General features: G+C 56.1%; 15 protein-coding genes. 14 read left to right on the top strand and 1 reads right to left on the bottom strand.

Annotation, left to right across the window (positions count from 1 at the left end):
* Entirely contained in the window at nt 1-1,545 is a 1,545-nt protein-coding gene (locus tag ACOTX1_RS00215) for a PTS transporter subunit EIIC (RefSeq protein ID WP_003860637.1), read from the bottom strand.
* A 286-nt stretch (nt 1,546-1,831) separates the two neighbouring features.
* On the opposite strand from ACOTX1_RS00215, the gene ACOTX1_RS00220 reads away from it, so the two are divergent.
* From ACOTX1_RS00220 to der, 14 genes are all read left to right on the top strand, one after another.
* Nucleotides 1,832-6,784 (top strand): alpha-2-macroglobulin family protein, encoded by a 4,953-nt coding sequence (locus ACOTX1_RS00220; protein WP_023314652.1) that lies wholly within the window; start codon nt 1,832-1,834, stop codon nt 6,782-6,784.
* A gap of 1 nt (nt 6,785) precedes the next feature.
* Nucleotides 6,786-9,113 carry a peptidoglycan glycosyltransferase PbpC gene (pbpC, locus tag ACOTX1_RS00225; protein ID WP_023314651.1) on the top strand — a complete coding sequence of 776 codons (2,328 nt, stop codon included), beginning with the start codon at nt 6,786-6,788 and terminating at the stop codon, nt 9,111-9,113.
* A gap of 88 nt (nt 9,114-9,201) precedes the next feature.
* The gene (locus ACOTX1_RS00230; protein ID WP_023314650.1) at nt 9,202-11,580 is read left to right on the top strand and encodes a DMSO/selenate family reductase complex A subunit; all 2,379 of its coding nucleotides are present in this window, start codon (nt 9,202-9,204) and stop codon (nt 11,578-11,580) included.
* Complete coding sequence (locus ACOTX1_RS00235) at nt 11,577-12,206, top strand: DMSO/selenate family reductase complex B subunit (RefSeq protein WP_023314649.1); 630 nt, start codon at nt 11,577-11,579, stop codon at nt 12,204-12,206. Before ACOTX1_RS00230 ends, ACOTX1_RS00235 begins: the two co-directional genes overlap by 4 nt.
* Nucleotides 12,199-12,978, top strand: coding sequence for a dimethyl sulfoxide reductase anchor subunit family protein (locus ACOTX1_RS00240; RefSeq protein ID WP_023314648.1), 780 nt, complete (start codon nt 12,199-12,201; stop codon nt 12,976-12,978). Before ACOTX1_RS00235 ends, ACOTX1_RS00240 begins: the two co-directional genes overlap by 8 nt.
* A complete protein-coding gene (locus tag ACOTX1_RS00245) occupies nt 12,978-13,853 on the top strand; it encodes a 4Fe-4S binding protein (RefSeq protein WP_023314647.1) in 876 nt (291 codons plus the stop codon). Before ACOTX1_RS00240 ends, ACOTX1_RS00245 begins: the two co-directional genes overlap by 1 nt.
* Before the next feature lie 121 nt (nt 13,854-13,974).
* Nucleotides 13,975-14,406, top strand: coding sequence for a nucleoside-diphosphate kinase (gene ndk / locus ACOTX1_RS00250; RefSeq protein WP_003860625.1), 432 nt, complete (start codon nt 13,975-13,977; stop codon nt 14,404-14,406).
* A gap of 147 nt (nt 14,407-14,553) precedes the next feature.
* Nucleotides 14,554-15,720 carry a bifunctional tRNA (adenosine(37)-C2)-methyltransferase TrmG/ribosomal RNA large subunit methyltransferase RlmN gene (locus ACOTX1_RS00255; protein ID WP_003860623.1) on the top strand — a complete coding sequence of 389 codons (1,167 nt, stop codon included), beginning with the start codon at nt 14,554-14,556 and terminating at the stop codon, nt 15,718-15,720.
* A 291-nt stretch (nt 15,721-16,011) separates the two neighbouring features.
* On the top strand, nt 16,012-17,019 hold the full coding sequence (gene rodZ / locus ACOTX1_RS00260) for a cytoskeleton protein RodZ (protein ID WP_003860621.1): 1,008 nt from the start codon (nt 16,012-16,014) through the stop codon (nt 17,017-17,019).
* 26 nt (nt 17,020-17,045) lie between these two features.
* A complete protein-coding gene (gene ispG, locus ACOTX1_RS00265) occupies nt 17,046-18,164 on the top strand; it encodes a flavodoxin-dependent (E)-4-hydroxy-3-methylbut-2-enyl-diphosphate synthase (protein WP_023314646.1) in 1,119 nt (372 codons plus the stop codon).
* A gap of 81 nt (nt 18,165-18,245) precedes the next feature.
* Nucleotides 18,246-19,520, top strand: coding sequence for a histidine--tRNA ligase (hisS, locus tag ACOTX1_RS00270; protein WP_022649001.1), 1,275 nt, complete (start codon nt 18,246-18,248; stop codon nt 19,518-19,520).
* A 13-nt stretch (nt 19,521-19,533) separates the two neighbouring features.
* A complete protein-coding gene (locus tag ACOTX1_RS00275; protein ID WP_003860614.1) occupies nt 19,534-20,154 on the top strand; it encodes a YfgM family protein in 621 nt (206 codons plus the stop codon).
* Nucleotides 20,155-20,164: 10 nt separating this feature from the next.
* Nucleotides 20,165-21,343 (top strand): outer membrane protein assembly factor BamB, encoded by a 1,179-nt coding sequence (gene bamB / locus ACOTX1_RS00280; protein ID WP_023314645.1) that lies wholly within the window; start codon nt 20,165-20,167, stop codon nt 21,341-21,343.
* A gap of 112 nt (nt 21,344-21,455) precedes the next feature.
* On the top strand, nt 21,456-22,928 hold the full coding sequence (gene der, locus ACOTX1_RS00285) for a ribosome biogenesis GTPase Der (protein WP_003860611.1): 1,473 nt from the start codon (nt 21,456-21,458) through the stop codon (nt 22,926-22,928).
* The last annotated feature ends 249 nt before the right edge of the window (nt 22,929-23,177 follow it).

The raw sequence follows: 23,177 nt of genomic DNA on the forward strand, positions 1-23,177 counted from the left end.
TCAGAGAAACGTCTCAACGGCTTCTCGCATTTTTTTGACATGCAGCCCGTAGACCACCTGAACGTTGTTACCTTGTTTGATAATCCCTTTCGCGCCGGTCGCTTTCAGGCGCGGTTCGTCGATGATGGCGACGTCCTTCACCGTGACGCGTAAGCGGGTGTAGCAGTTATCCACCACCTCTATGTTTTCCCGACCGCCCAGACCCACAACGATCGATTCGCCCAGCCCGTCGTTATTGCCCTTCGCCTGGTACTCCTGCTTGCTGTAAAGGCGTGTCTCCTGGTCCTCATCTTCACGCCCCGGCGTTTTCATGTTGAAGCGCAGGATCAGGAAGCGGAATACCACGAAATAAAGAGTGAACATGATCAGCCCGACCACGATGTACATGGGCCAGTTGGACTTCTCCGTGCCGAGCGGCAGGTTGTAGAGGATGAAATCGATAATCCCGTTGGCGCCGATGGCGTGAACGCCAAACAGCGAGAACAGCATCATGCCGATACCGGTCAGCACCGCATGCACCACGAACAGCAGCGGGGCGACAAACAGGAAGGAGAACTCAATCGGCTCGGTTACGCCGACCAGCAGCGAGGTCAGCGCCGCCGGGATCAGAATCGCTTTCGCCGCCGCTTTACGCTCTGGCCTGGCGGTCATATACATCGCCAGCGCCGCGGCAGGCAGGCCAAACATTTTGCTGATGCCGCGCGCATCCCACACCACGGTACTGCTGAGCTGCTTCACGTCCGGGCAGGCCATCTCGGCGAAGTAGATATTGCGCGCGCCCTGGTAAGCCGTACCGCACACCTCCTGCGTACCGCCCAGTTCGGTATACAGGAACGGCGTATAGACCAGATGATGCAGGCCCGTCGGCACCAGAATGCGTTCAAGGAAACCGTAGATCGCCACGCCAAACGGACCGGACCCTTTGATCGCCAGCGCCAGGGCGCTTATTCCATGCTGTGCGTACGGCCAGAGTTCGCTCATGATCACGCCAAGCAGCATAGAGACAGGCAGCATTACAATCGCGACAAAGCAGTGGCCGGAGTAAATCGCCATCGCGCCGTTAAACTGGACACCGGAATATTTGTTGTACAGATAACCGGAGAGCGCCCCGGTCAGGATCCCGGCGAAAACGCCCATTTCCAGCACCTGGACGCCCAGCACCATGCTTTGTCCGGCGGCTTTCATCTGTTCCGCAGGGGCCAGTTCCCCCTGAAGCTGTAACGTCACGTTCATGGCATTGATAAACACGATAAAAGTTACCAGCCCAATCAGCGCCGCGTAGCCTTTGTCTCGGGTTGCCAGTCCAATGGGGATACCAACGGCAAACACCAGCGCCAGGTTGACCAGCACCGACACGGCAGACTTGGCGATCAGCTGGCCGACACTCTGGATCAGCGGGTGGCCAAGAAACGGCAGGTACTCGGCCAGATTGCCGTTACCCAGCACATTCCCAAAGGCGATAAACAGGCCTACGATGGGTAAGATAAGTACAGGTCCGTAAAGTGATTTTCCGAAATTTTGTAGGGCGTTCACGGCTCGTTTCATGGCTTTCTCTCTTATTGAACCGCGCACTCAGGGTGCGTCATGGTCATAAAACTAGCAGGCCTGATGCGAGCTTATCCAGCTATCTTCTTGTTTTAAAAACAAATGACGTGAAAGGTAACATGTGACGTTATGCGCTGTGATCGCGGTTCCATCACGGCGTAGCGGCGTGATGCCATTCTGCGAGGTGCTTTCCAGATTATAAAATTGGACTTTTTGTATTAACGAAACTTGCGGATAATACTTATCCGGACGATGACCAACAGGCCCCTCAGGCCAGGGATACAGGATGAAACCGTTTCGCTTAGCTGCGATCTCTCTCGCGCTGCTCACCACCTTTACGCTTGTCGGCTGTGATAACAGCGACGACAAACCTCAGGCCGCTGCCCCCGCAGCGTCTACTGCATCAGAAAAGAAAACCCCGGCAACACCGGATCCTGAAAAGCTGGCTAAGCTGGCCGCGCAGAGTCAGGGTAAGGCGTTGACGCTGCTGGATGCCTCTGAAGTGCAACTCGACGGCGCCGCGACGCTGGTTCTGACCTTCTCTGTACCGCTGGATCCCAGCCAGGATTTTGCGAAAACGGTACATGTGGTGGATAAAAAAAGCGGCAAAGTGGACGGCGCCTGGGAACTGGCCCCCAATCTGAAAGAGCTGCGCCTGCGCCATCTGGAGCCGAATCGTAATCTGGTTGTCACCGTCGAACGTGATTTGCTGGCGCTGAACAAAGCGACATTCGGCATTGACTATGAAAAAGCGATCACCACCCGGGATGTTGAACCGACGGTCGGATTCGCCAGCCGCGGATCGCTGCTGCCGGGTAAAGTGGTGGAAGGGTTGCCGGTGATGGCGCTCAACGTCAACAATGTGGACGTGAACTTCTACCGCGTTAAGCCGGAGTCGCTGGCCTCGTTTGTCAGCCAGTGGGAGTACCGTAACTCGCTGACCAACTGGGAATCTGACAATCTGCTGAAGATGGCGGAACTGGTCTACACCGGCCGTTTCGACCTCAACCCGGCGCGCAACACGCGTGAAAAACTGCTCCTGCCGCTCAAAGATATTAAGCCGCTCCAGCAGTCTGGCGTCTATATCGCCGTGATGAATCAGGCTGGTCACTATAACTACAGTAACGCCGCGACGCTCTTTACCTTAAGTGATATTGGGCTGTCCGCTCACCGTTATCATAACCGCCTGGACATCTTCACCCAGAGTCTTGAAAACGGTGCGGCGCAGTCAGGCGTGACCATTACCCTTCTGAACGATAAAGGGCAGACTCTGGCCGAGGCGAACAGCGACGCCGATGGTCATGCGAAACTGGAAACCGATAAAGAAGCCGCGCTGATCCTGGCCAGTAAAGATGGCCAGACCACGCTTCTTGATCTCAAACTTCCGGCGCTGGATCTGGCGGAGTTTGATATCGCCGGTAACCCGGGTTACAGCAAACAGTTCTTTATGTTTGGCCCGCGCGATCTCTATCGTCCGGGTGAAACGGTGATCCTGAACGGCCTGCTTCGCGACAGCGATGGCAAACCGCTTCCCGAGCAGCCGGTAAAACTTGACGTGCTGCGTCCGGACGGCCAGGTAGCGCGTACGGTCGTTGTGCAACCTGAGAACGGCCTTTATCGCTTCAACTATTCGCTTGATAGCGGCGCCCAGACCGGCATGTGGCATATTCGCGCGAATACGGGGGATAACCAACAGCGCATGTGGGATTTCCACGTCGAAGATTTTATGCCTGAGCGTATGGCGCTGAATCTGACCGGGCAAAAAACGCCGGTTTCCCCGCAGGAGGATGTGGACTTTAACGTTGTGGGCTATTACCTGTACGGCGCGCCAGCTAACGGCAATTCTCTGCAAGGCCAGCTTTTCCTGCGTCCGCTACGTGACGCGGTGCCTGGGCTGCCTGGCTTCCAGTTCGGTGATATTGCCGAGGAGAACCTGAGCCGCAGCCTGGATGAAGTACAGCTTACGCTGGACGAACAGGGGCGCGGACAGGTTACCACCGAAAGCCAGTGGAAAGAGGTGCACTCGCCGCTGCAACTGATTTTGCAGGCCAGCCTGCTGGAATCAGGTGGGCGTCCGGTGACGCGTCGTGCTGAGCAGTCCATCTGGCCGGCGGCTGAGCTGCCGGGTATTCGCCCTCAGTTCGCCAGCAAGGCGGTTTACGACTACCGCACCGATACTACCATCAACCAGCCGATCGTCGACGAGAACGGCAACGCCAGCTTCGACATCGTCTATGCCGATGCCAGCGGAGCCAAAAAGGCCGTTTCCGGATTACAGGTACGACTGATTCGCGAGCGTCGTGACTACTTCTGGAACTGGTCCGAGAGTGAGGGCTGGCAGTCTCAGTTTGATCAAAAAGATCTGGTTGAGGGCGAGCAGGAGCTAAACCTCAAGGCCGATGAAACCGGTAAAGTCACCTTCCCGGTGGAGTGGGGCTCATACCGTCTGGAAGTGAAAGCCCCTGATGACATGGTCAGCAGCGTGCGCTTCTGGGCAGGCTACAGCTGGCAGGATAACAGCGACGGCACCGGGGCCGCGCGCCCTGACCGCGTGACGCTGAAACTGGATAAGCCATCCTATCAGCCAGGCGATACCATCCAACTGCACATCGCCGCGCCGGCCGCAGGCAAGGGCTATGCGATGATCGAGTCCAGTGAAGGGCCGCTGTGGTGGAAAGAGATCGACGTACCGGCTAACGGTCTGGATCTCGCTATCCCGGTCGACAAGGCCTGGAAACGTCACGATCTCTATCTCAGCACGCTGGTGGTTCGTCCTGGCGATAAATCAAAATCCGCCACGCCAAAACGGGCGGTTGGCCTGCTGCATCTGCCAATGGGGGACGAAAATCGTCGCCTGAACATCGCACTGGATGACCCGCAAAAAATGCGTCCGAACCAGACGCTTTCTGTGAAAGTGAAAGCCAGCGTAAAAGAGGGGGCTGTGCCACAGAAGGTGAACGTGCTGGTCTCGGCTGTCGATAGCGGCGTGCTGAACATTACCGACTACGTCACGCCGGATCCGTGGCAAGCTTTCTTCGGTCAGAAGCGCTATGGCGCGGACATCTATGATGTTTACGGCCAGGTGATTGAAGGTCAGGGACGTCTGGCCGCACTGCGCTTTGGCGGAGACGGCGATGAACTGAAACGCGGCGGTAAGCCACCGGTGAACCATGTCACCATTATTGCCCAGCAGGCGCAGCCGGTTACGCTTGATGCCAACGGCGAAGGCACCATCACGCTGCCGATTGGCGATTTCAACGGTGAACTGCGTCTGATGGCGCAGGCCTGGACGGAAGACGATTTCGGCAGCAGCGAAAGCAAAATCATTGTGGCGGCTCCGATTATCACCGAGCTTAACACGCCGCGGTTCCTCGCAAGTGGCGATACCTTCCGCCTGACGCTGGACCTGACTAACCTGACTGACCAGCCGCAAACGCTGAGCATTGCGTTAACCGCAGCCGGTAAGTTGTCGCTCGAAGGTGCTCAGCCAGAGCCGGTTAAGCTGCCGCCAGGCGCACGTAGCACCCTGTTTATACCGGTGCGTGCCCTGGAGGGCTATGGCGATGGGGAAGTGACTGTTCAGGTGACGGGCCTTCAGCTCCCAGGTGAGACGTTTGCGCCGCAGCAGAAGAGCTGGAAAATTGGCGTGCGTCCCGCATTCCCGGCGCAAACCGTGAATACGGGCACGATGCTGAATCCTGGCGAATCCTGGAGTGCGCCAGCACAGCATATCGACGGTTTCTCGCCTGCCACGCTACAGGGGCAGCTGTTGCTCAGCGGTAAACCACCTTTGAACCTGGCGCGCTACATACGTGAACTTCAGGCCTATCCGTATGGATGTCTTGAGCAGACCACCAGCGGCCTGTTCCCGTCCCTCTACACCAACGCGGCACAGCTGAAGGCACTGGGCATTAAAGGCGATACCGACGATAAACGCCGTGCGGCCATTGATATCGGGATCTCCCGTCTGCTGCAAATGCAGCGTGACGATGGCGGTTTTGCCTTGTGGGATAAAAACGGCCCGGAAGAGTACTGGCTGACCGCCTATGTCACGGACTTCCTGGTGCGGGCAGGGGAGCAGGGTTACAGCGTGCCTGCCGAGGCGGTGAATAACGCCAACAGCCGACTGCTGCGCTATTTACAGGATCCGGGCATGATGTCCATCCGCTACAGCGACGACACCCAGGCCAGCAAATTTGCTGTCCAGGCGTATGCTTCGCTGGTGCTGGCGCGTCAGCAAAAAGCGCCGCTCGGTGCGCTGCGTGAAATCTGGGAGCGCCACGGTCAGGCTGCTTCCGGGCTTCCGTTGATGCAGCTGGGCATGGCACTCAAACTGATGGGGGATGCACCGCGCAGCCAGCAGGCGCTGGATCTGGCTCTCAAAACACCCCGTAACGACAGCCGAAACTGGATGGCGGATTACGGCAGCCAGCTGCGTGATAATGCCCTGATGCTCTCCCTGCTGGAAGAGTACAAGCTGCTGCCGGATGCGCAAAACAGGCTGCTGAACGCGTTATCTGAAGACGCGTTCAGCCAGCGCTGGCTGTCTACCCAGGAGAGCAATGCGCTGTTCCTGGCCGGACGATCACTGCAAACCTTGTCAGGTGCGTGGCAGGCAACGACCTCCCTCTCTGAACAGACCCAGAGCAGTGATAAAGCGCAGGTAGAAAACCTGAACGGCGATCAGATTGGTGCGTTGCAGATGACGAATACCGGCACTACGCCGCTGTGGGTACGACTGGACACTACTGGCTATCCGGAGTATGCGCCTCAGCCATCCTCGAATGTCTTGCAGATTGAACGTCATATCCTGGCGACAGATGGCAGCAGCAAGTCGCTCTCTTCTCTGAAGAGCGGTGAACTGGTTCTGGTATGGCTGGAAGTGAAGGCCAGCCAGAACGTGCCGGATGCGCTGGTGGTGGATCTGCTCCCGGCAGGTCTGGAGCTGGAAAACCAGAATCTGGCGAGCAGCAGCGCCAGCTTGCAAGACAGCGGCAGTGAAGTGCAAAACCTGCTGAATCAGATGCAACAGTCTGATATTCAGCACATGGAATTCCGCGACGATCGCTTTGTGGCCGCGGTGCCGGTCAATGAAGGTCAGCCGGTCACGCTGGTTTACCTGGCCCGTGCCGTTACGCCGGGAACCTACCAGGTGCCTGTTCCGATGGTCGAGTCCATGTACGTTCCGCAGTGGCGGGCAACGGGAGCGGCCAGTGGCCCGCTGATCGTTGTTCCGTAAGATGCGGATAGCACGCCTGATTCGCTCCCGCTGGCTGTGGCTGGCGGGAGCGCTTCTCGTTTCAGGGGGGCTGATTGTCGTCGCTGACCGCGTGTGGCCGTTGCCCCTGAAAGAGGTCAACCCTGCGCGAGTGGTGGTGGATGAGCAGGGTGTTCCGTTGTGGCGTTTTGCCGACAGCGAAGGCATCTGGCGCTATCCGGTTACCATTAAAGAGGTTTCCCCACGCTATCTCGAGGCGCTGATCCAGTATGAAGATCGCTGGTTCTGGGATCACCCGGGCGTCAATCCGCTTTCTGTAGTGCGTGCCGCCTGGCAGGATCTCACCTCCGGGAGAGTGGTTTCTGGCGGGAGCACGCTTACCATGCAGGTGGCACGCCTTCTGGATCCGCATTCGCGAACCTTTGGCGGTAAAATTCGTCAGCTGTGGCGGGCGATGCAGCTGGAGTGGCATCTCTCCAAGCGTGAAATCCTGACGCTGTATCTGAACCGTGCCCCGTTTGGCGGCACGTTGCAGGGCGTGGGCGCGGCAAGCTGGACTTACCTTGGCAAACCGCCGTCTCAGCTGAGCTATTCCGACGCGGCGCTGCTGGCTGTACTACCACAAGCACCCAGCCGTCTGCGCCCGGACCGCTGGCCGGAACGTGCCGAAGCGGCGCGGAACAAAGTACTCGACCGCATGCTGACTCAGGGCGTCTGGTCTGAGAAGCAGGTGAAAGAGTCCCGTGAAGAGCCGGTCTGGCTGGCCCCCCGGCAGATGCCGCAGCTGGCGCCGCTCTTTTCCCGCATGATGCTGAGTAAAAGTCGTGACACAAAAATAGTCACCACGCTGGATGCAGCATTGCAACGACAGCTTGAAGAGCTGGCAATGAACTGGAAATCACGCCTGCCCGCCCGCAGTTCGCTGGCGATGATCGTCGTGGATCATACATCCATGAAAGTGCGTGGCTGGGTAGGCTCGGTAGATATCAATGATGACAGCCGTTTCAGCCACGTAGATATGGTCAATGCGATCCGATCGCCGGGATCGGTTCTCAAACCATTCATCTATGGCATGGCGCTGGACGATGGTCTGATCCATCCCGCTTCGTTATTACAGGATGTTCCAAGAAAAACGGGGGATTATCGTCCCGGCAACTTTGACAGCGGCTTCCATGGGCCGGTCAGTATGAGCGAAGCCCTGGTGCGTTCCCTCAACCTGCCTGCGGTGCAGGTTCTGGAAGCGTACGGCCCAAAACGTTTTGCCGGAATGCTGAGCAACGCGGGATTACCGCTCATTCTGCCTGCGGGGGCACAGCCCAACCTCTCTCTGATCCTGGGGGGCGCAGGCGCACGCCTGGCTGATATCGCTGCCGCCTATAGCGCCTTTGCGCGTCAGGGTAAGGCGGGCCGGCTGCGTTTACAGCCGGGCGATCCGCTGATCGAACGTCCGCTGTTATCGCAGGGGGCGGCGTGGATTATTCGTCGCATTCTCGCTAATGAAGCACAGCCCCTGCCGGACAGTGCGCTGCCCCAGGTTGCGCCGCTGGCGTGGAAAACGGGCACCAGCTATGGCTACCGGGATGCCTGGGCCATCGGCCTGAATGCCCGCTATGTCATCGGAATCTGGACCGGACGCCCGGACGGCACGCCCGTTGCCGGGCAGTTTGGTTTCGCCAGCGCGGTACCGCTCCTGAATCAGGTCAATAACATGCTTCAGTCCCGCTCGATGGTGGATGAAGCGCGCCTGCCGCGCGATCCGCGTCCCGCAAGCGTAGGACGGGGCGTGATTTGCTGGCCGGGGGGCCAGTCCCTGCCTGAAGGGAGCGAAAACTGTCGGCGTCGGCTGTCAACCTGGCTGCTGGAAGGCAGTGAACCGCCTACGCTGCTGCTGCCGGAACAGGAAGGTATTCGCGGGATCCGTTTCCCGGTCTGGCTGGATAAAGAAGGCAAACGCGTTGCGGCGGATTGTCCTGATGCGACAGAAAAAGTGCTGGATGTCTGGCCGCTGCCGCTGGAGCCCTGGCTGCCTGCTGCCGAAAAACGGGCTGCTCGTCTCCCCGCCCGTTCAGCGATTTGCCCTCCGCTGGATAACCATAATGCGGCGCCGCTGATGTTGTCAGGCGTCAGAGAAGGGGCGGTAATTAAACGTCTTCCAGGTGAGAAAAATATTACCCTCAACGTTTCAACCAGCGGCGGGGAGGGGCAACGATGGTGGTTTTTGAATGGCGAACCGCTGGACGGGCATCAGAAGAATTATTCACTGCAATTATATTTGCCTGGTAAATATCAATTAATTGTATTAGATGAAACAGGACAAACGGTGACGGTGAATTTTGAATTAGATCGCTAAGTGTTACTCCTCAAGAGTTAGCTTGATAATTATCAATATTCGTTCCTGAAAAAAAACGAGAATGCGTTTTTATTTGAAGGAACGAGCAATGAAAAAAAATAAACATCAGGGAGAAGGGCTTATTCCCGCCATATCCCGGCGTCATTTTATTCAGGCAGGGTCGGCGCTCGCCGCCCTGCCGTTTGTCGTCAAAACCGGCAAAGTACAGGCACAGGACGCGGCGGTTTCAGACGCTACGCCTGAAGAAAAAGTGGTGCAAACCTGTAGTACGTTTGACTGCGGCGGCAAGTGTGATATTCGTGCTCACGTCAGTGATGGCGTTGTGACCCGAATTTCAACGCGACCGGATAACGCGCTGGATCCGCAGATGCCAGTGATGCGCGCCTGCGTTCGTGGTCGGGCTTATCGGAAATTTGTTTATCATCCCGATCGGCTTAAATATCCAATGAAACGCGTGGGTAAACGTGGCGAAGGAAAATTCGAACGTATTACCTGGGATGAAGCCACCACCCTTATTGCGAATCAATTAAAAACTATTACGCAAAAATACGGTGCTGCGTCACGCTATGTTCATGTGGGCACCGCGGTGTCCGGCGGGACCTTTTCCGGCGATAAAATGGTTCGTCGTCTGCTCAACTTAACCGGCGGCTATCTCGAAAGCTATCACTCGGTCAGTATGGGTAACACGGCGGCGGCAACGCCGTATACCTATGGCACCGCCGCCAGCGGCAGCTCTCTGGACACGCTGCTGGACACCAAACTGGTCATTCTCTGGGGGCATAACCCGACGGAAACCATCTTCGGGCACAGCAACCACTTCTACCAGAAGATGAAGCAAAACGGCACGCGCTTTATCGTTGTTGACCCACGCTATTCCGATACGGTTTCCTCCCTTGCCGATCAGTGGATCCCATTGCTTCCTGCCACGGACAACGCCCTGATGGACGCGATGATGTATGTGATCGTCACGGAGAATCTGCACGATCGCGACTTTATTCAACGCTACACCCTGGGCTTTGACGAAGACGCCATGCCAGAAGGCGTTCCGGCCAATGAATCCCTGATGGCTTACCTGAGCGGTGCAAAGGATGGCGTGGCGAAAACGCCCGAGTGGGCAGAGAAAATCACTCACGTGCCTGCACAAACTATTCGTCAGCTGGCGCGCGACTACGCAACCACCAAACCCGCCGCGCTGATCCAGGGCTGGGGACCGCAGCGTCACAACTGCGGCGAGCGCACCGCGCGCGGCTCGACGATACTGGCCACGCTGACGGGTAACGTTGGGGTGAAAGGCGGCTGGGCAGCAGGCTATGGAGGCTGCGCAAACCGCAAATTTGCGGCCGGGCCAGAGATGCCGGACAACCCGGTCAAAGCCAAAATTTCGGTCATGACCTGGGTGCAGGCTGCTGATGATGCTTCTAAGGTAACCGCGGAAGATGGCCTGAAGGATGCTGAGAAGCTGGACAGCAATATCCGCATCCTGTTCTCGCTGGCGGGCAATTATCTGGCTAACCAGAACCCGGATCTTCATCAGGCAACCCGTGTCCTGGAAGACGAGTCGAAAATCGAGTTTATCGTCGCAAGCGATCTGTTTATGACGCCTAGCGCCAGATACGCCGACCTGCTTTTGCCGGAAACCAGCTTTATGGAACGCTGGAATATCGGCGAAACCTGGGGCACGGCAAGCTATCTGATCCTGTCAGAAAAGCTCATTGAACCTGAATTCGAACGCCGTTCAGACTACGACTGGCTGCGGGAGGTCGCTGCTAAGCTTGGCGTCGAGCCAGCGTTCAGCGAGGGCCGTGACGAAAAAGCGTGGATTGAGCACATCTGGGAGCAGACGCGGCTGTCCATGCCGGATGAAAACCTGCCGGACTTCGCGACGCTACAGAAGACGCGTCAGCATCTTTTCAAAAGCGCGCCGTACGTTGCCTTTGAAGACAACATTCGCGATCCGCAGAATCATCCGTTCCCGACGCCGTCCGGAAAAATTGAGATCTTCTCGAAGCGTCTGTACGACATGCATCACCCGGAAATTCCGGCGCTGTCGCACTACGTGCCTGCCCATGAAGGGCCGGAAGACGAGCTGGCGAAAACCTTCCCGCTCCAGCTGATCACCTGGAAAGGGAAAAACCGCGCTAACTCCACCCAGTACGCCAACCCGTGGTTAATTGAGGCGCAGCAGCAAAAGCTGTGGATCAACCCGCAGGATGCGCAAAAGCGCGGCATTGCGCAGGGGGATACCGTGCGTATTCATAACGCGCGCGGCATTTGCGAGATCCCGGCGGAGGTCACGCCGCGCATCATTCCAGGCGTGGTGGCCATGCAGGCAGGCGCCTGGTGGCAGCCGGACGAGCAGGGTATCGATAAAGGCGGCTGCGCGAACGTGCTCAGTTCCGCCCGTATTACCGCGCTTGCGAAAGGGAATTCCCATCAAACCATGCTGGTGGAGGTAGCTAAAGCATGAGTCAGTTTAAACATTACGCACCGGTGAGCGACAAACAGCTGGGTTTTTATATCGACTCTTCTCGCTGCTCGGGCTGCAAGGCATGCCAGGTGGCGTGCAAAGATAAAAACAACCTTGAGGTCGGACGTCGTTTCCGTCGCGTTTATGAAGTCAATGGCGGGAATTTCATCCCAACCGGGCAGGGCGGCGTCAGCAACAATGTGTTTGCCTACACGCTCTCTATTTCCTGTAACCACTGTGCAGACCCAATCTGCACTAAAAACTGTCCGACCACGGCGATGCACAAGCGTCCGGGAGACGGCATTGTGCGCGTTGATACTGATAAGTGCGTCGGCTGCGGCTACTGCGCGTGGTCTTGCCCTTACGGCGCGCCACAGCTCAACGAGCAGACCGGGCAGATGTCCAAATGTGATTTCTGCGTGGATCTCCAGGCGAAGGGAGAGCAGCCCGTCTGTGTGGCAACCTGTCCACTCGAAGCGATTAAATTCGGGCCGATTGATGAACTGCGGGCGAAGTATGGTGCGGTCTGTGATGTGAAAGGCTTGCCTGATTCCTCCATCACCAAACCAAACCTGGTGATCAAAGCGCATCAGGGCGCAGAGAAAGAGGGGAAATGTCATGCATGAGTTACCGCTACTGATTTTTACGCTGTTCCTGCAAGGATCGGTTGGCGTTACGCTGTGGCTGGCGTTCGGAAGCACGCAACGTAGCGCGCTGCTGCCGGCTGCCGGAGCGTTTGTGCTGGCGAGCCTGGGGCTGCTCGCCTCCGCGCTGCACATGGGCTATCCGCTTAATGCTTTTAACGCGCTGCGCCACGTATCCAGCTCCTGGCTGAGCCGTGAGATTATCTTTGCCAGTCTTTATCTTGCGGCGCTTGGCTTCGCAACGCTGCTGATGTTTGTCAAAAAGCCAGGCTGGAAGCCACTGTTGGTTGTGGCAGGTCTGGTTGGTTTAGTCGATGTGTTCTGCATGGCGCAGATCTACATGCACGCATCCGTGGTGACATGGCAGCATGTTAACACTCTGGTGCTGTTTATCGGTTCGGTGGGGATTATCGGCTCAGCCTGCATGGCCGTTGGGACGCGTTCCCAGTCAACCGTGCGTGCGGCGATTGTCATTATCACGCTGCTGGTGCTTGTGCGTCTGGTGATGCAGCCCGTCTGGCTGGCAGATATTACGGCTATGGACCACACCGTGGTGACGTTCCCTCATGCACCGCTACAGATGCTGGAGCAACTGCGAACCGTTCATCTGCTGAGCTGGTGCGTATCCGTTGCGGGTATGCTGTGCTTTGCTGCGGGCGGTCTGAAAGCGGCGCGATCTCCCATACTGCTGGGAGGCGCGTTGCTGATTGTCGGTGAGCTGATGCTGCGCTTTGTTTTCTTCAGTATTGGCTGATGGGCGGATTGACCTTTGCCCCGGCGATGGACGTGACGCATGCGTGCGTCCGTCGCCGTTTTCGCCACTCTTCCTGCCTCGCCTGCGCGGACGTCTGTCCTGTGCAGGCTTTTTCTTTTACCGACTCAGGCGTCTCGGTTGATGAGAACCGCTGTATTGAATGCGGTGACTGCCTGTTTGTTTGCCCCACTGAGGCCATCACCGGCATCACGCCGCGAAAACGCTTTTTGTGTGGCGATACGCTTGTCGGGCCTTTTACTGAACGTGCGCCGGATGTAAATGAACTGCTGCTCTGGCATGCACAGCACCATGTTCGTTTTATCAGTATCGACGTGGAGCAGTATCCTGACTGGCTGCTGGCGATTGCCCGGCTTAATCTTGTGCTTCGTCGACGCGGTGAAGCGGCATGGGCGTTTAAACTTTTACCCGTCAACGAGGTTAATATCGCCCGCCGTGCGCTGATGCACGTTCCCCGTGAGGATGTCCGGACCTGTAGCGTCGTGCCCGGTCAGCGTGAGCTGCGCAGAGCGTTTTCTGGGGTTAGTGAGGCAGAGATAGCTCTCGACGCCGGAACGTGCGTATTGTGCGGCGCGTGCTGGCGGAGTTGTACGGAAAACGCGATTCGGTTTGAGAACGCTGAACTGGTCGTCGAAACCGGACGTTGTACCGGTTGCGGTGGCTGCGAAGCGGTATGCCAGCATGCGGCGATAAAAGTGACGCGAACAGAAGGAACAGCGAAAAACGTGGCCATACTGGCATATGAAGCCGTTTGCCTGACGTGCCACCGTCATTTCTGGTCATTTACGCCTGATGAAAAGCAGTGTCCGCTCTGTTTTCACCATCAACACGATATGCGAAACCCGGACTGTTGCTAATCTTCGTCTCATTTTAAAAAAATGTTATGCAGAACCATAGGCAATAGCGCTATAGCTCTTTATAATCCGCGCCACACCATACTCAGGTATGCAAAACAACAGAACATTGACAGAGGTTATCATGGCTATTGAACGTACTTTTTCCATCATCAAACCAAACGCGGTGGCAAAAAACGTTATTGGCAGCATCTTCGCTCGCTTTGAATCTGCAGGGTTCAAAATTGTTGGTACCAAAATGCTGCACCTGACCGTTGAGCAGGCTCGCGGCTTCTACGCTGAGCACGAAGGTCGCCCATTCTTTGACGGTCTGGTCGAGTTCATGACTTCTGGCCCAATCGTGGTATCCGTACTGGAAGGCGAAAACGCGGTACAGCGTCACCGCGATCTGCTGGGTGCAACCAACCCGGACAACGCACTGGCAGGTACTCTGCGCGCCGACTACGCAGACAGCTTCACCGAGAACGGCACCCACGGTTCCGACTCTGTTGAATCTGCTGCGCGCGAAATCGCGTTCTTCTTCGCTGAAGGCGAAGTGTGCCCGCGCACTCGCTAATAATTTCGTAAATGCCGCGTGCAAACGTGGCATCCCTGCGCCAGACTTTGTACAATGCAACGCCCCGGACGAGCAGACTGCTTACCGGGGCGTTTCTTTTCAACCCACCAAGGGCCACAACGTGTAACAACGAGGCCGGAAAAAATTATGTCTGAATTAGTGAATACCTCCGAAGTCGCCATTCCTGCGGTTCCTAATAAAAATGGAAAAATTAACCTGCTGGACCTGAACCGTCAGCAGATGCGCGAGTTCTTTAAAGAGATGGGCGAGAAGCCGTTTCGTGCCGATCAGGTCATGAAATGGATGTACCACTATTGCAGCGACAACTTTGATGACATGACGGACATCAACAAAGTGCTGCGCAATAAGCTTAAAGAAGTGGCTGAAATCCGCGCACCGGAAGTGGTGGAAGAGCAGCGCTCTTCAGATGGCACCATCAAGTGGGCCATTGCCGTTGGCGATCAGCGCGTTGAAACCGTGTATATCCCGGAAGACGATCGCGCCACGCTGTGCGTCTCTTCTCAGGTGGGCTGTGCGCTGGAGTGCAAATTCTGCTCTACGGCGCAGCAGGGCTTTAACCGTAACCTGCGCGTGTCGGAAATCATCGGCCAGGTCTGGCGTGCCGCGAAAATCGTGGGCGCGGCGAAAGTCACCGGTACACGTCCAATCACCAACGTGGTGATGATGGGGATGGGTGAACCGCTGCTCAACCTGACCAACGTCGTTCCGGCGATGGAAATTATGCTCGACGATTTCGGTTTTGGCCTGTCCAAGCGCCGCGTTACGCTCTCTACTTCCGGCGTGGTGCCTGCGCTGGACAAACTGGGCGATATGATTGACGTTGCGCTGGCCATCTCTCTTCACGCGCCAAACGACGCCATCCGTGACGAAATTGTGCCGATCAACAAAAAGTACAATATCGAAACCTTCCTGGCTGGCGTGCGCCGTTACCTTGAGAAATCCAACGCTAACCAGGGCCGCGTGACCATTGAATACGTGATGCTGGATCATGTTAACGACGGTACCGAGCATGCACATGAGCTGGCTGAACTGCTTAAAGATACGCCATGCAAGATCAACCTGATCCCATGGAACCCGTTCCCGGGCGCGCCGTATGGCCGTAGCTCGAACAGCCGTATCGATCGCTTCTCAAAAGTGCTGATGGAGTATGGTTTCACCACCATCGTACGTAAAACGCGTGGCGACGATATCGACGCAGCCTGTGGCCAGCTGGCGGGTGACGTTATTGACCGTACCAAGCGTACGCTGCGTAAGCGTATGCAGGGTGAGTCAATCGCGGTTAAAACCGTTTGATTATTATGCAGACACGGCGCATTTTTTGCGCCGTGAAGCATTAATTTACTGAATATTCAGTCACAATCATCACGACTGATTAATAATTACGGTGCGTTTCATACGACTTTCGGGCAGTATGTAACGACGTAACAACAGTTTAGCGTGAAGGCCTGCCAGCGCTGTCATCTGCGGCCCGACAGTCTTATACTGTTTGTTCCAGGTTAACTGACCTAAAGTTTCGCGGTGCGGGTGGCATTGTGACTCACCGGCACCTGAACCCTTATTTTCACGTACCAGTAGTTGTAGCGAATGAATACTGAAGCCACTCACGATCAAAATGCAGCACTCTCCACTGGCGTTCGTCTTCGCAACGCCCGTGAACAACTCGGACTTAGCCAGCAAGCCGTTGCAGAACGCCTGTGCCTGAAGGTTTCCACCGTTCGCGATATTGAAGAAGATAAGGCACCCGCCGATCTGGCTTCAACGTTTCTGCGCGGTTATATCCGTTCTTACGCCAAACTGGTTCATATCCCTGAAGACGAATTACTGCCGATGATGGAGAAGCAGGCGCCTGTGCGTGCGGCAAAAGTTGCGCCGATGCAAAGCTTCTCTCTGGGTAAACGTCGTAAAAAACGCGATGGCTGGCTGATGAGCTTTACCTGGCTGGTCCTGTTTGTGGTTGTCGGCCTGACGGGCGCATGGTGGTGGCAAAACCACAAAGCGCAGCAGGAAGAGATCACCACCATGGCCGATCAGTCCTCCGCTGAGCTTAATCAGTCTGGTAATAACGGCGCGCAAAGCGTGCCGTTGAGCACCGAAGGGGCGACCTCCAGCGAACCTCAGTCGGCAGCAAGCAACACGCCTGCAACCGAGCCAGCGGCGACGCCAGAAGCGACGACGAATACAGCGCCAGCCACCCAGACCCAGGATCAGAACGCGGTCGTATCACCTTCTCAGGCCAATGTTGATACCGCCCCTGCGGCAACGGCACCGGCAGATAACACCGCGGCGTCACTGCCAACTGACCCGGCTGGCACGGCGGCTCCTTCCGTTGACCCGAATGCGCTGGTGATGAATTTTACGGCTGATTGCTGGCTGGAAGTGACTGACGCGACAGGTAAAAAGCTGTTCAGCGGCCTGCAACGTAAAGATGGCACGTTAAATCTAACGGGCCAGGCACCTTACAAGCTTAAAATCGGCGCACCGGCAGCGGTACAGATCCAGTATCAAGGAAAACCTGTCGATCTGAGCCGCTTTATCAGAACTAACCAGGTTGCGCGTCTTACCGTTAATGCCGAACAATCAGCAGCACAGTAACAGACGGGCAATGCGGGAGATTTTACATGCATAACCAGGCTCCTATTCAACGTAGAAAATCGAAACGGATTTACGTTGGGAACGTGCCAATCGGCGATGGGGCGCCTATCGCCGTCCAGTCGATGACCAATACGCGTACTACGGATGTAGAAGCGACGGTCAATCAAATCAAAGCATTAGAACGCGTCGGCGCGGACATTGTTCGCGTCTCTGTGCCTACCATGGACGCCGCCGAGGCGTTCAAACTGATCAAGCAGCAGGTGAGTGTTCCGCTGGTTGCCGATATTCACTTCGATTACCGTATCGCGCTGAAAGTCGCTGAATACGGTGTCGATTGTCTGCGTATTAACCCAGGCAACATCGGCAACGAAGATCGCATTCGCATGGTGGTTGACTGTGCCCGCGACAAAAACATTCCAATCCGTATCGGCGTAAACGCTGGTTCTCTGGAAAAAGATCTCCAGGAAAAGTACGGTGAGCCGACGCCGCAGGCGCTGCTCGAATCCGCAATGCGTCACGTCGATCATCTGGATCGCCTTAACTTCGATCAGTTTAAAGTGAGCGTGAAAGCGTCTGACGTCTTCCTGGCCGTTGAATCGTATCGTCTGCTGGCAAAACAGATCGATCAGCCGCTGCATCTTGGCATCACCGAGGCGGGCGGTCTGCGCAGCGGTTCGGTAAAATCTGCGATTGGTCTCGGCCTGCTGCTCTCTGAAGGCATCGGCGACACGTTACGTGTCTCCCTGGCCGCCGATCCGGTGGAAGAGATCAAAGTCGGATTCGACATCCTGAAATCACTGCGTATCCGCGCGCGTGGGATCAACTTCATCGCCTGCCCAACCTGTTCACGTCAGGAGTTTGACGTGATCGGCACCGTGAATGCTCTGGAGCAGCGCCTGGAAGACATCATCACCCCGATGGACGTTTCCATCATCGGCTGCGTGGTGAACGGTCCGGGTGAAGCGCTGGTGTCCACGCTGGGCGTGACCGGCGGTAACAAGAAAAGTGGTCTCTATGAGGATGGCGTTCGTAAAGATCGTCTGGATAATAGTGACATGATCGACCAGCTCGAAGCCCGCATTCGTGCAAAAGCGACGATGATGGACGAAGCGCAGCGCATCAGCGTTCAGCAGGTTGAAAAATAACGTGATGGGAAGCAGGCTGCTTCCCATGTATGATTGAACCCATTCTTTGGGTTCTTTTTTGTATATAGAAAGAGAATAAACGTGGCAAAAAACATTCAAGCCATCCGCGGCATGAACGATTATCTGCCTGGCGAAACCGCCATCTGGCAGCGCATTGAAGGCACACTGAAGCAGGTGCTCGGCAGCTACGGTTACAGCGAAATTCGTTTGCCGATTGTAGAGCAGACCCCGTTATTCAAACGCGCGATCGGCGAAGTAACCGACGTGGTTGAAAAAGAGATGTATACCTTTGAGGACCGCAACGGCGACAGCCTGACCCTGCGTCCTGAGGGGACGGCGGGTTGCGTACGCGCCGGCATCGAACATGGTCTCCTGTACAATCAGGAGCAGCGCCTGTGGTATATCGGCCCGATGTTCCGCCACGAACGTCCGCAAAAAGGCCGCTACCGTCAGTTCAACCAGCTTGGCGTGGAAGTGTTTGGTCTGCAAGGACCAGATATCGATGCTGAACTGATTATGCTTACTGCCCGCTGGTGGCGTGCGCTCGGTATTTCTGAGCACGTATCCCTGGAGCTGAACTCTATCGGTTCTCTGGAAGCGCGTGCGAACTATCGCGATGCGCTGGTGGCGTTCCTGGAACAGCACAAAGAGAAGCTCGACGAAGACTGTAAGCGTCGTATGTACAGCAACCCGCTGCGCGTACTCGATTCCAAAAATCCTGACGTACAGGCGCTGCTGAATGATGCGCCAGCGCTGGGTGACTACCTGGATGAGGATTCCCGCGAACACTTTGCCGGCCTGTGCAAGCTGCTTGAAGCGGCGGGCATTGCTTATACCGTTAACCAGCGTCTGGTGCGCGGTCTGGACTACTACAACCGCACCGTATTTGAGTGGGTCACCACCAGCCTCGGTTCGCAGGGCACCGTCTGTGCTGGCGGTCGTTATGACGGTCTGGTCGAGCAACTGGGTGGTCGCGCAGCACCGGCAGTAGGCTTCGCGATGGGCCTTGAGCGACTTGTTTTGCTGGTTCAGGCAGTTAATCCGGAATTTAAAGCCGATCCTGTTGTCGATATATACCTGGTGGCCTCAGGTGCGGATACGCAGTCTGCGGCAATGCAGCTTGCCGAACGCGTGCGCGATGCGCTGCCGGACGTTAAGCTGATGACCAACCACGGCGGCGGCAACTTTAAAAAACAGTTTGCTCGTGCCGATAAGTGGGGCGCAAGTATCGCACTGGTGCTGGGTGAGTCCGAAGTGGCCAACGGCGAAGTGGTAGTTAAAGACCTGCGCTCTGGTGAGCAAACTACGGTAACGCAGGATGGCGTTGCGGCGCACTTGCGCACTCTATTGGGCTAAGGAGAAGGACTGCGTGGAAATTTACGAGAACGAACACGACCAGGTTGATGCGGTTAAACGCTTCTTTGCTGAAAACGGCAAGGCACTGGTTGTAGGGGTTATTTTAGGTGTTGGTGCGCTGGTAGGCTGGCGTTACTGGAACAATCATCAGGCTGACTCTGCTCGCGGTTCGTCCCTGAACTACGAAAATACCGTTAGCGCAATCCGTGCCGATCAGCCGCAAACGCTGACGGCTGCGGAGAAATTTGCCGCTGACAACAAAAACACCTACGGCGCGCTGGCTGCGCTGGAAGTGGCTCAGCAGTATGTTGATAAAAACGAACTGGACAAAGCCGCTGCGCAACTGTCTCAGGGGCTTGCTGCTGCCAGTGACGATAATCTGAAAGCGGTGATCAATCTGCGTCTGGCGCGTATCCAGGTTCAGCAGAAAAAAGCCGACGACGCGCTCAAAACGCTTGATACCATTAAAGGCGAAGGCTTTGCCGCTATTGTTGCCGATCTTCGCGGTGAAGCACTGCTGAGTAAGGGTGATAAAGCGGGCGCGCGTAAAGCGTGGCAAGCTGGCGTGGATAGTAAAGCTTCACCTGCGCTGAGCGAAATGATGCAGATGAAAATAAATAATTTGTCCGTCTGAGAGGGACCCAATGCAATTGCGTAAATTACTTCTGCCAGGACTGCTTTCTGTTACGTTATTGAGTGGTTGTTCACTGTTCAGTGGCGAAGAAGACGTTGTTAAAATGTCCCCGCTGCCGACGGTTGAAAACCAGTTCACCCCATCCACCGCCTGGGACACTTCCGTAGGCGATGGTATTGGCGATTTTTATTCCAACCTGCACCCGGCATTTGCTGACGGCGTTGTCTATGCGGCCGATCGCAAAGGCACCGTTAAAGCGCTGAACGCTGATGACGGAAAAGAAGTGTGGTCCATTAACCTGGCGGAAAAAGACGGCTGGTTCTCCCGTAAACCTGCACTGCTTTCTGGCGGCCTGACCGTTACTGGCGGTCACGTGTATGTGGGCAGCGAAAAAGCGCAGGTTTACGCGCTGAATGCCAGCGACGGTTCGGTTGCATGGCAGACCACCGTTGCCGGTGAATCCTTGTCGCGTCCGGTTGTCAGCGACGGCCTGGTGCTGATCCATACCAGCAACGGCCAGTTGCAGGCGCTGAACGAAGCCGATGGTCTGGTAAAATGGACGGTTAACCTGGATATGCCAGCGCTGTCTCTGCGTGGTGAATCTGCTCCGGCGACCGCATTTGGCGCCGCCATTGTGGGCGGTGACAACGGCCGTGTCAGTGCGGTACTGATGCAGCAGGGCCAGATGATCTGGCAGCAGCGTATTTCCCAGGCGACCGGTTCAACTGAAATCGACCGTCTGAGTGACGTGGACACCACGCCAGTTATCGTCGACGGTGTGGTTTACGCGCTGGCGTATAACGGCAACCTGACGGCGCTGAACCTGCGTAGCGGCCAGATCATGTGGAAACGTGAGCTGGGTTCCGTGAACGATTTCATCGTCGACGGCAACCGTATTTATATGGTGGATCAGAACGACCGCCTGCTGGCGCTGAGCACCGAAGGTGGCGTAACGCTGTGGACGCAAAGCGATCTGCTGCACCGTCTGCTGACCGCACCGGCACTGTATAACGGCAGCCTGGTGGTGGGCGACAGCGAAGGCTATATGCACTGGATCGATCCAGAGAATGGCCGCTTCGTGGCACAGCAGAAAGTGGATAGCTCAGGCTTCCTGACGGAGCCCGTTGTGGCTGACGGCAAACTGCTGATTCAGGCAAAAGACGGCACGCTGTACGCGATCACGCGTTAATTACACGGCGGTTGTAGTATACTAAACGGCTCCTGTTCACTCAGGAGCCGTTTTGACATTTTTAAAAACGCTGCGAAAGCGACGTTATTTTGAATTTTATGAGGCTTCAAACATGGTACCTGTGGTCGCGCTTGTCGGGCGCCCTAACGTTGGAAAATCCACTCTTTTTAACCGTTTAACACGCACCCGTGATGCGCTGGTTGCGGATTTCCCGGGGCTGACGCGTGACCGTAAGTACGGTCGTGCAGAGGTGGAAGGACGCGAGTTCATCTGTATCGATACCGGGGGTATTGACGGTACGGAAGACGGCGTAGAAACCCGCATGGCAGAGCAATCTCTGCTGGCTATCGAAGAAGCAGATGTGGTTCTGTTTATGGTGGATGCTCGCGCTGGCCTGATGCCCGCGGATTCTGCTATCGCTAAACATCTGCGTTCACGCGAAAAGCCAACCTTCCTGGTGGCGAACAAAACTGACGGCATCGATGCCGATCAGGCCATTGCGGATTTCTGGTCTTTAGGCCTGGGCGATATCTATCCTATCGCGGCCTCGCATGGCCGTGGCGTCACCAGCCTGCTGGAAACCGTTCTGCTGCCGTGGGTTGATGAAGTAAACCCACCGGAAGAGGTGGACGAGGACGCTGAATACTGGGCGCAGTTTGAAGCCGGAGAAGAAGGAGAGGAAGAGCCGGAAGACGACTTCAACCCGCAGGATCTGCCTATCAAGCTGGCTATCGTGGGTCGCCCAAACGTGGGTAAGTCTACGCTTACTAACCGTATTCTCGGCGAAGAGCGCGTGGTGGTTTACGACATGCCAGGCACAACGCGTGACAGCATCTACATTCCAATGCAGCGCGATGAACGTGAGTACGTACTTATCGACACCGCAGGGGTGCGTAAGCGCGGGAAAATCACCGATGTGGTGGAAAAATTCTCGGTGATCAAGACCCTTCAGGCGATTGAAGACGCCAACGTGGTGCTGCTGGTTATTGACGCACGTGAAGGTATCTCCGATCAGGATCTCTCTCTGCTCGGCTTTATCCTCAATAGTGGGCGCTCACTGGTTATCGTCGTCAACAAGTGGGACGGCCTGAGCAATGAAGTGCGCGAGCAGGTGAAAGAGACGCTGGACTTCCGTCTGGGCTTTATCGACTTTGCCCGCGTTCACTTTATCTCTGCCCTGCACGGGAGTGGTGTCGGCAACCTGTTCGAATCCGTTCGTGAAGCTTATGACAGCTCTACCCGCCGTCAGAGCACGGCGATGCTGACCCGTATCATGAACATGGCTGCTGAAGACCACCAGCCGCCGCTGGTGCGCGGTCGTCGCGTGAAGCTGAAATATGCTCACGCCGGGGGATATAACCCGCCTATCGTGGTGATCCACGGTAACCAGGTGAAGGATCTGCCGGACTCCTACAAACGGTACCTGATGAACTACTTCCGCAAGTCGCTGGACGTGATGGGTACGCCTATCCGTATTCAGTTCAAGGAAGGGGAAAACCCGTTTGCGAATAAACGCAACACCCTGACGCCGAACCAGATGCGTAAGCGTAAGCGTTTGATTAAGCACATTAAGAAAAGCAAATAATCCTTACCGATCTCACTAAAACCCGCGCCTGTCGCGGGTTTTTTTTCGCTCATTCAAAAGGCCCGCCTTCCCTGTGTGATGTCAATCACTATTCGCTTTGAACCATGTTTATATCTAAGAAAGTAGACAATCGTCGAATTTTCGTCTTAAAGTCCAGGGTTCGGTACTAGACAAAACTAGCGCCTGGTTATCAAATGGTTAACCAACATTTCGCCGCATGTAAAAAATCGATCGGATACGTAACCGTTC

Origin of the sequence: Enterobacter cloacae complex sp. IR5401 (assembly GCF_049238425.1) — a bacterium.
In the GTDB taxonomy this organism is placed as follows: domain Bacteria; phylum Pseudomonadota; class Gammaproteobacteria; order Enterobacterales; family Enterobacteriaceae; genus Enterobacter; species Enterobacter hormaechei_C.

Coding starts and splice junctions, on each gene's coding strand:
- ACOTX1_RS00240 (WP_023314648.1), top strand. CDS start 12,199: ATGCATGAGTTACCGCTACTGATTTTTACGCTGTTCCTGCAAGGATCG.
- ACOTX1_RS00235 (WP_023314649.1), top strand. CDS start 11,577: ATGAGTCAGTTTAAACATTACGCACCGGTGAGCGACAAACAGCTGGGT.
- ACOTX1_RS00220 (WP_023314652.1), top strand. CDS start 1,832: ATGAAACCGTTTCGCTTAGCTGCGATCTCTCTCGCGCTGCTCACCACC.
- ACOTX1_RS00245 (WP_023314647.1), top strand. CDS start 12,978: ATGGGCGGATTGACCTTTGCCCCGGCGATGGACGTGACGCATGCGTGC.
- ispG (WP_023314646.1), top strand. CDS start 17,046: ATGCATAACCAGGCTCCTATTCAACGTAGAAAATCGAAACGGATTTAC.
- pbpC (WP_023314651.1), top strand. CDS start 6,786: ATGCGGATAGCACGCCTGATTCGCTCCCGCTGGCTGTGGCTGGCGGGA.
- ACOTX1_RS00255 (WP_003860623.1), top strand. CDS start 14,554: ATGTCTGAATTAGTGAATACCTCCGAAGTCGCCATTCCTGCGGTTCCT.
- der (WP_003860611.1), top strand. CDS start 21,456: ATGGTACCTGTGGTCGCGCTTGTCGGGCGCCCTAACGTTGGAAAATCC.
- ndk (WP_003860625.1), top strand. CDS start 13,975: ATGGCTATTGAACGTACTTTTTCCATCATCAAACCAAACGCGGTGGCA.
- rodZ (WP_003860621.1), top strand. CDS start 16,012: ATGAATACTGAAGCCACTCACGATCAAAATGCAGCACTCTCCACTGGC.
- bamB (WP_023314645.1), top strand. CDS start 20,165: ATGCAATTGCGTAAATTACTTCTGCCAGGACTGCTTTCTGTTACGTTA.
- ACOTX1_RS00215 (WP_003860637.1), bottom strand. CDS start 1,545: ATGAAACGAGCCGTGAACGCCCTACAAAATTTCGGAAAATCACTTTAC.
- ACOTX1_RS00230 (WP_023314650.1), top strand. CDS start 9,202: ATGAAAAAAAATAAACATCAGGGAGAAGGGCTTATTCCCGCCATATCC.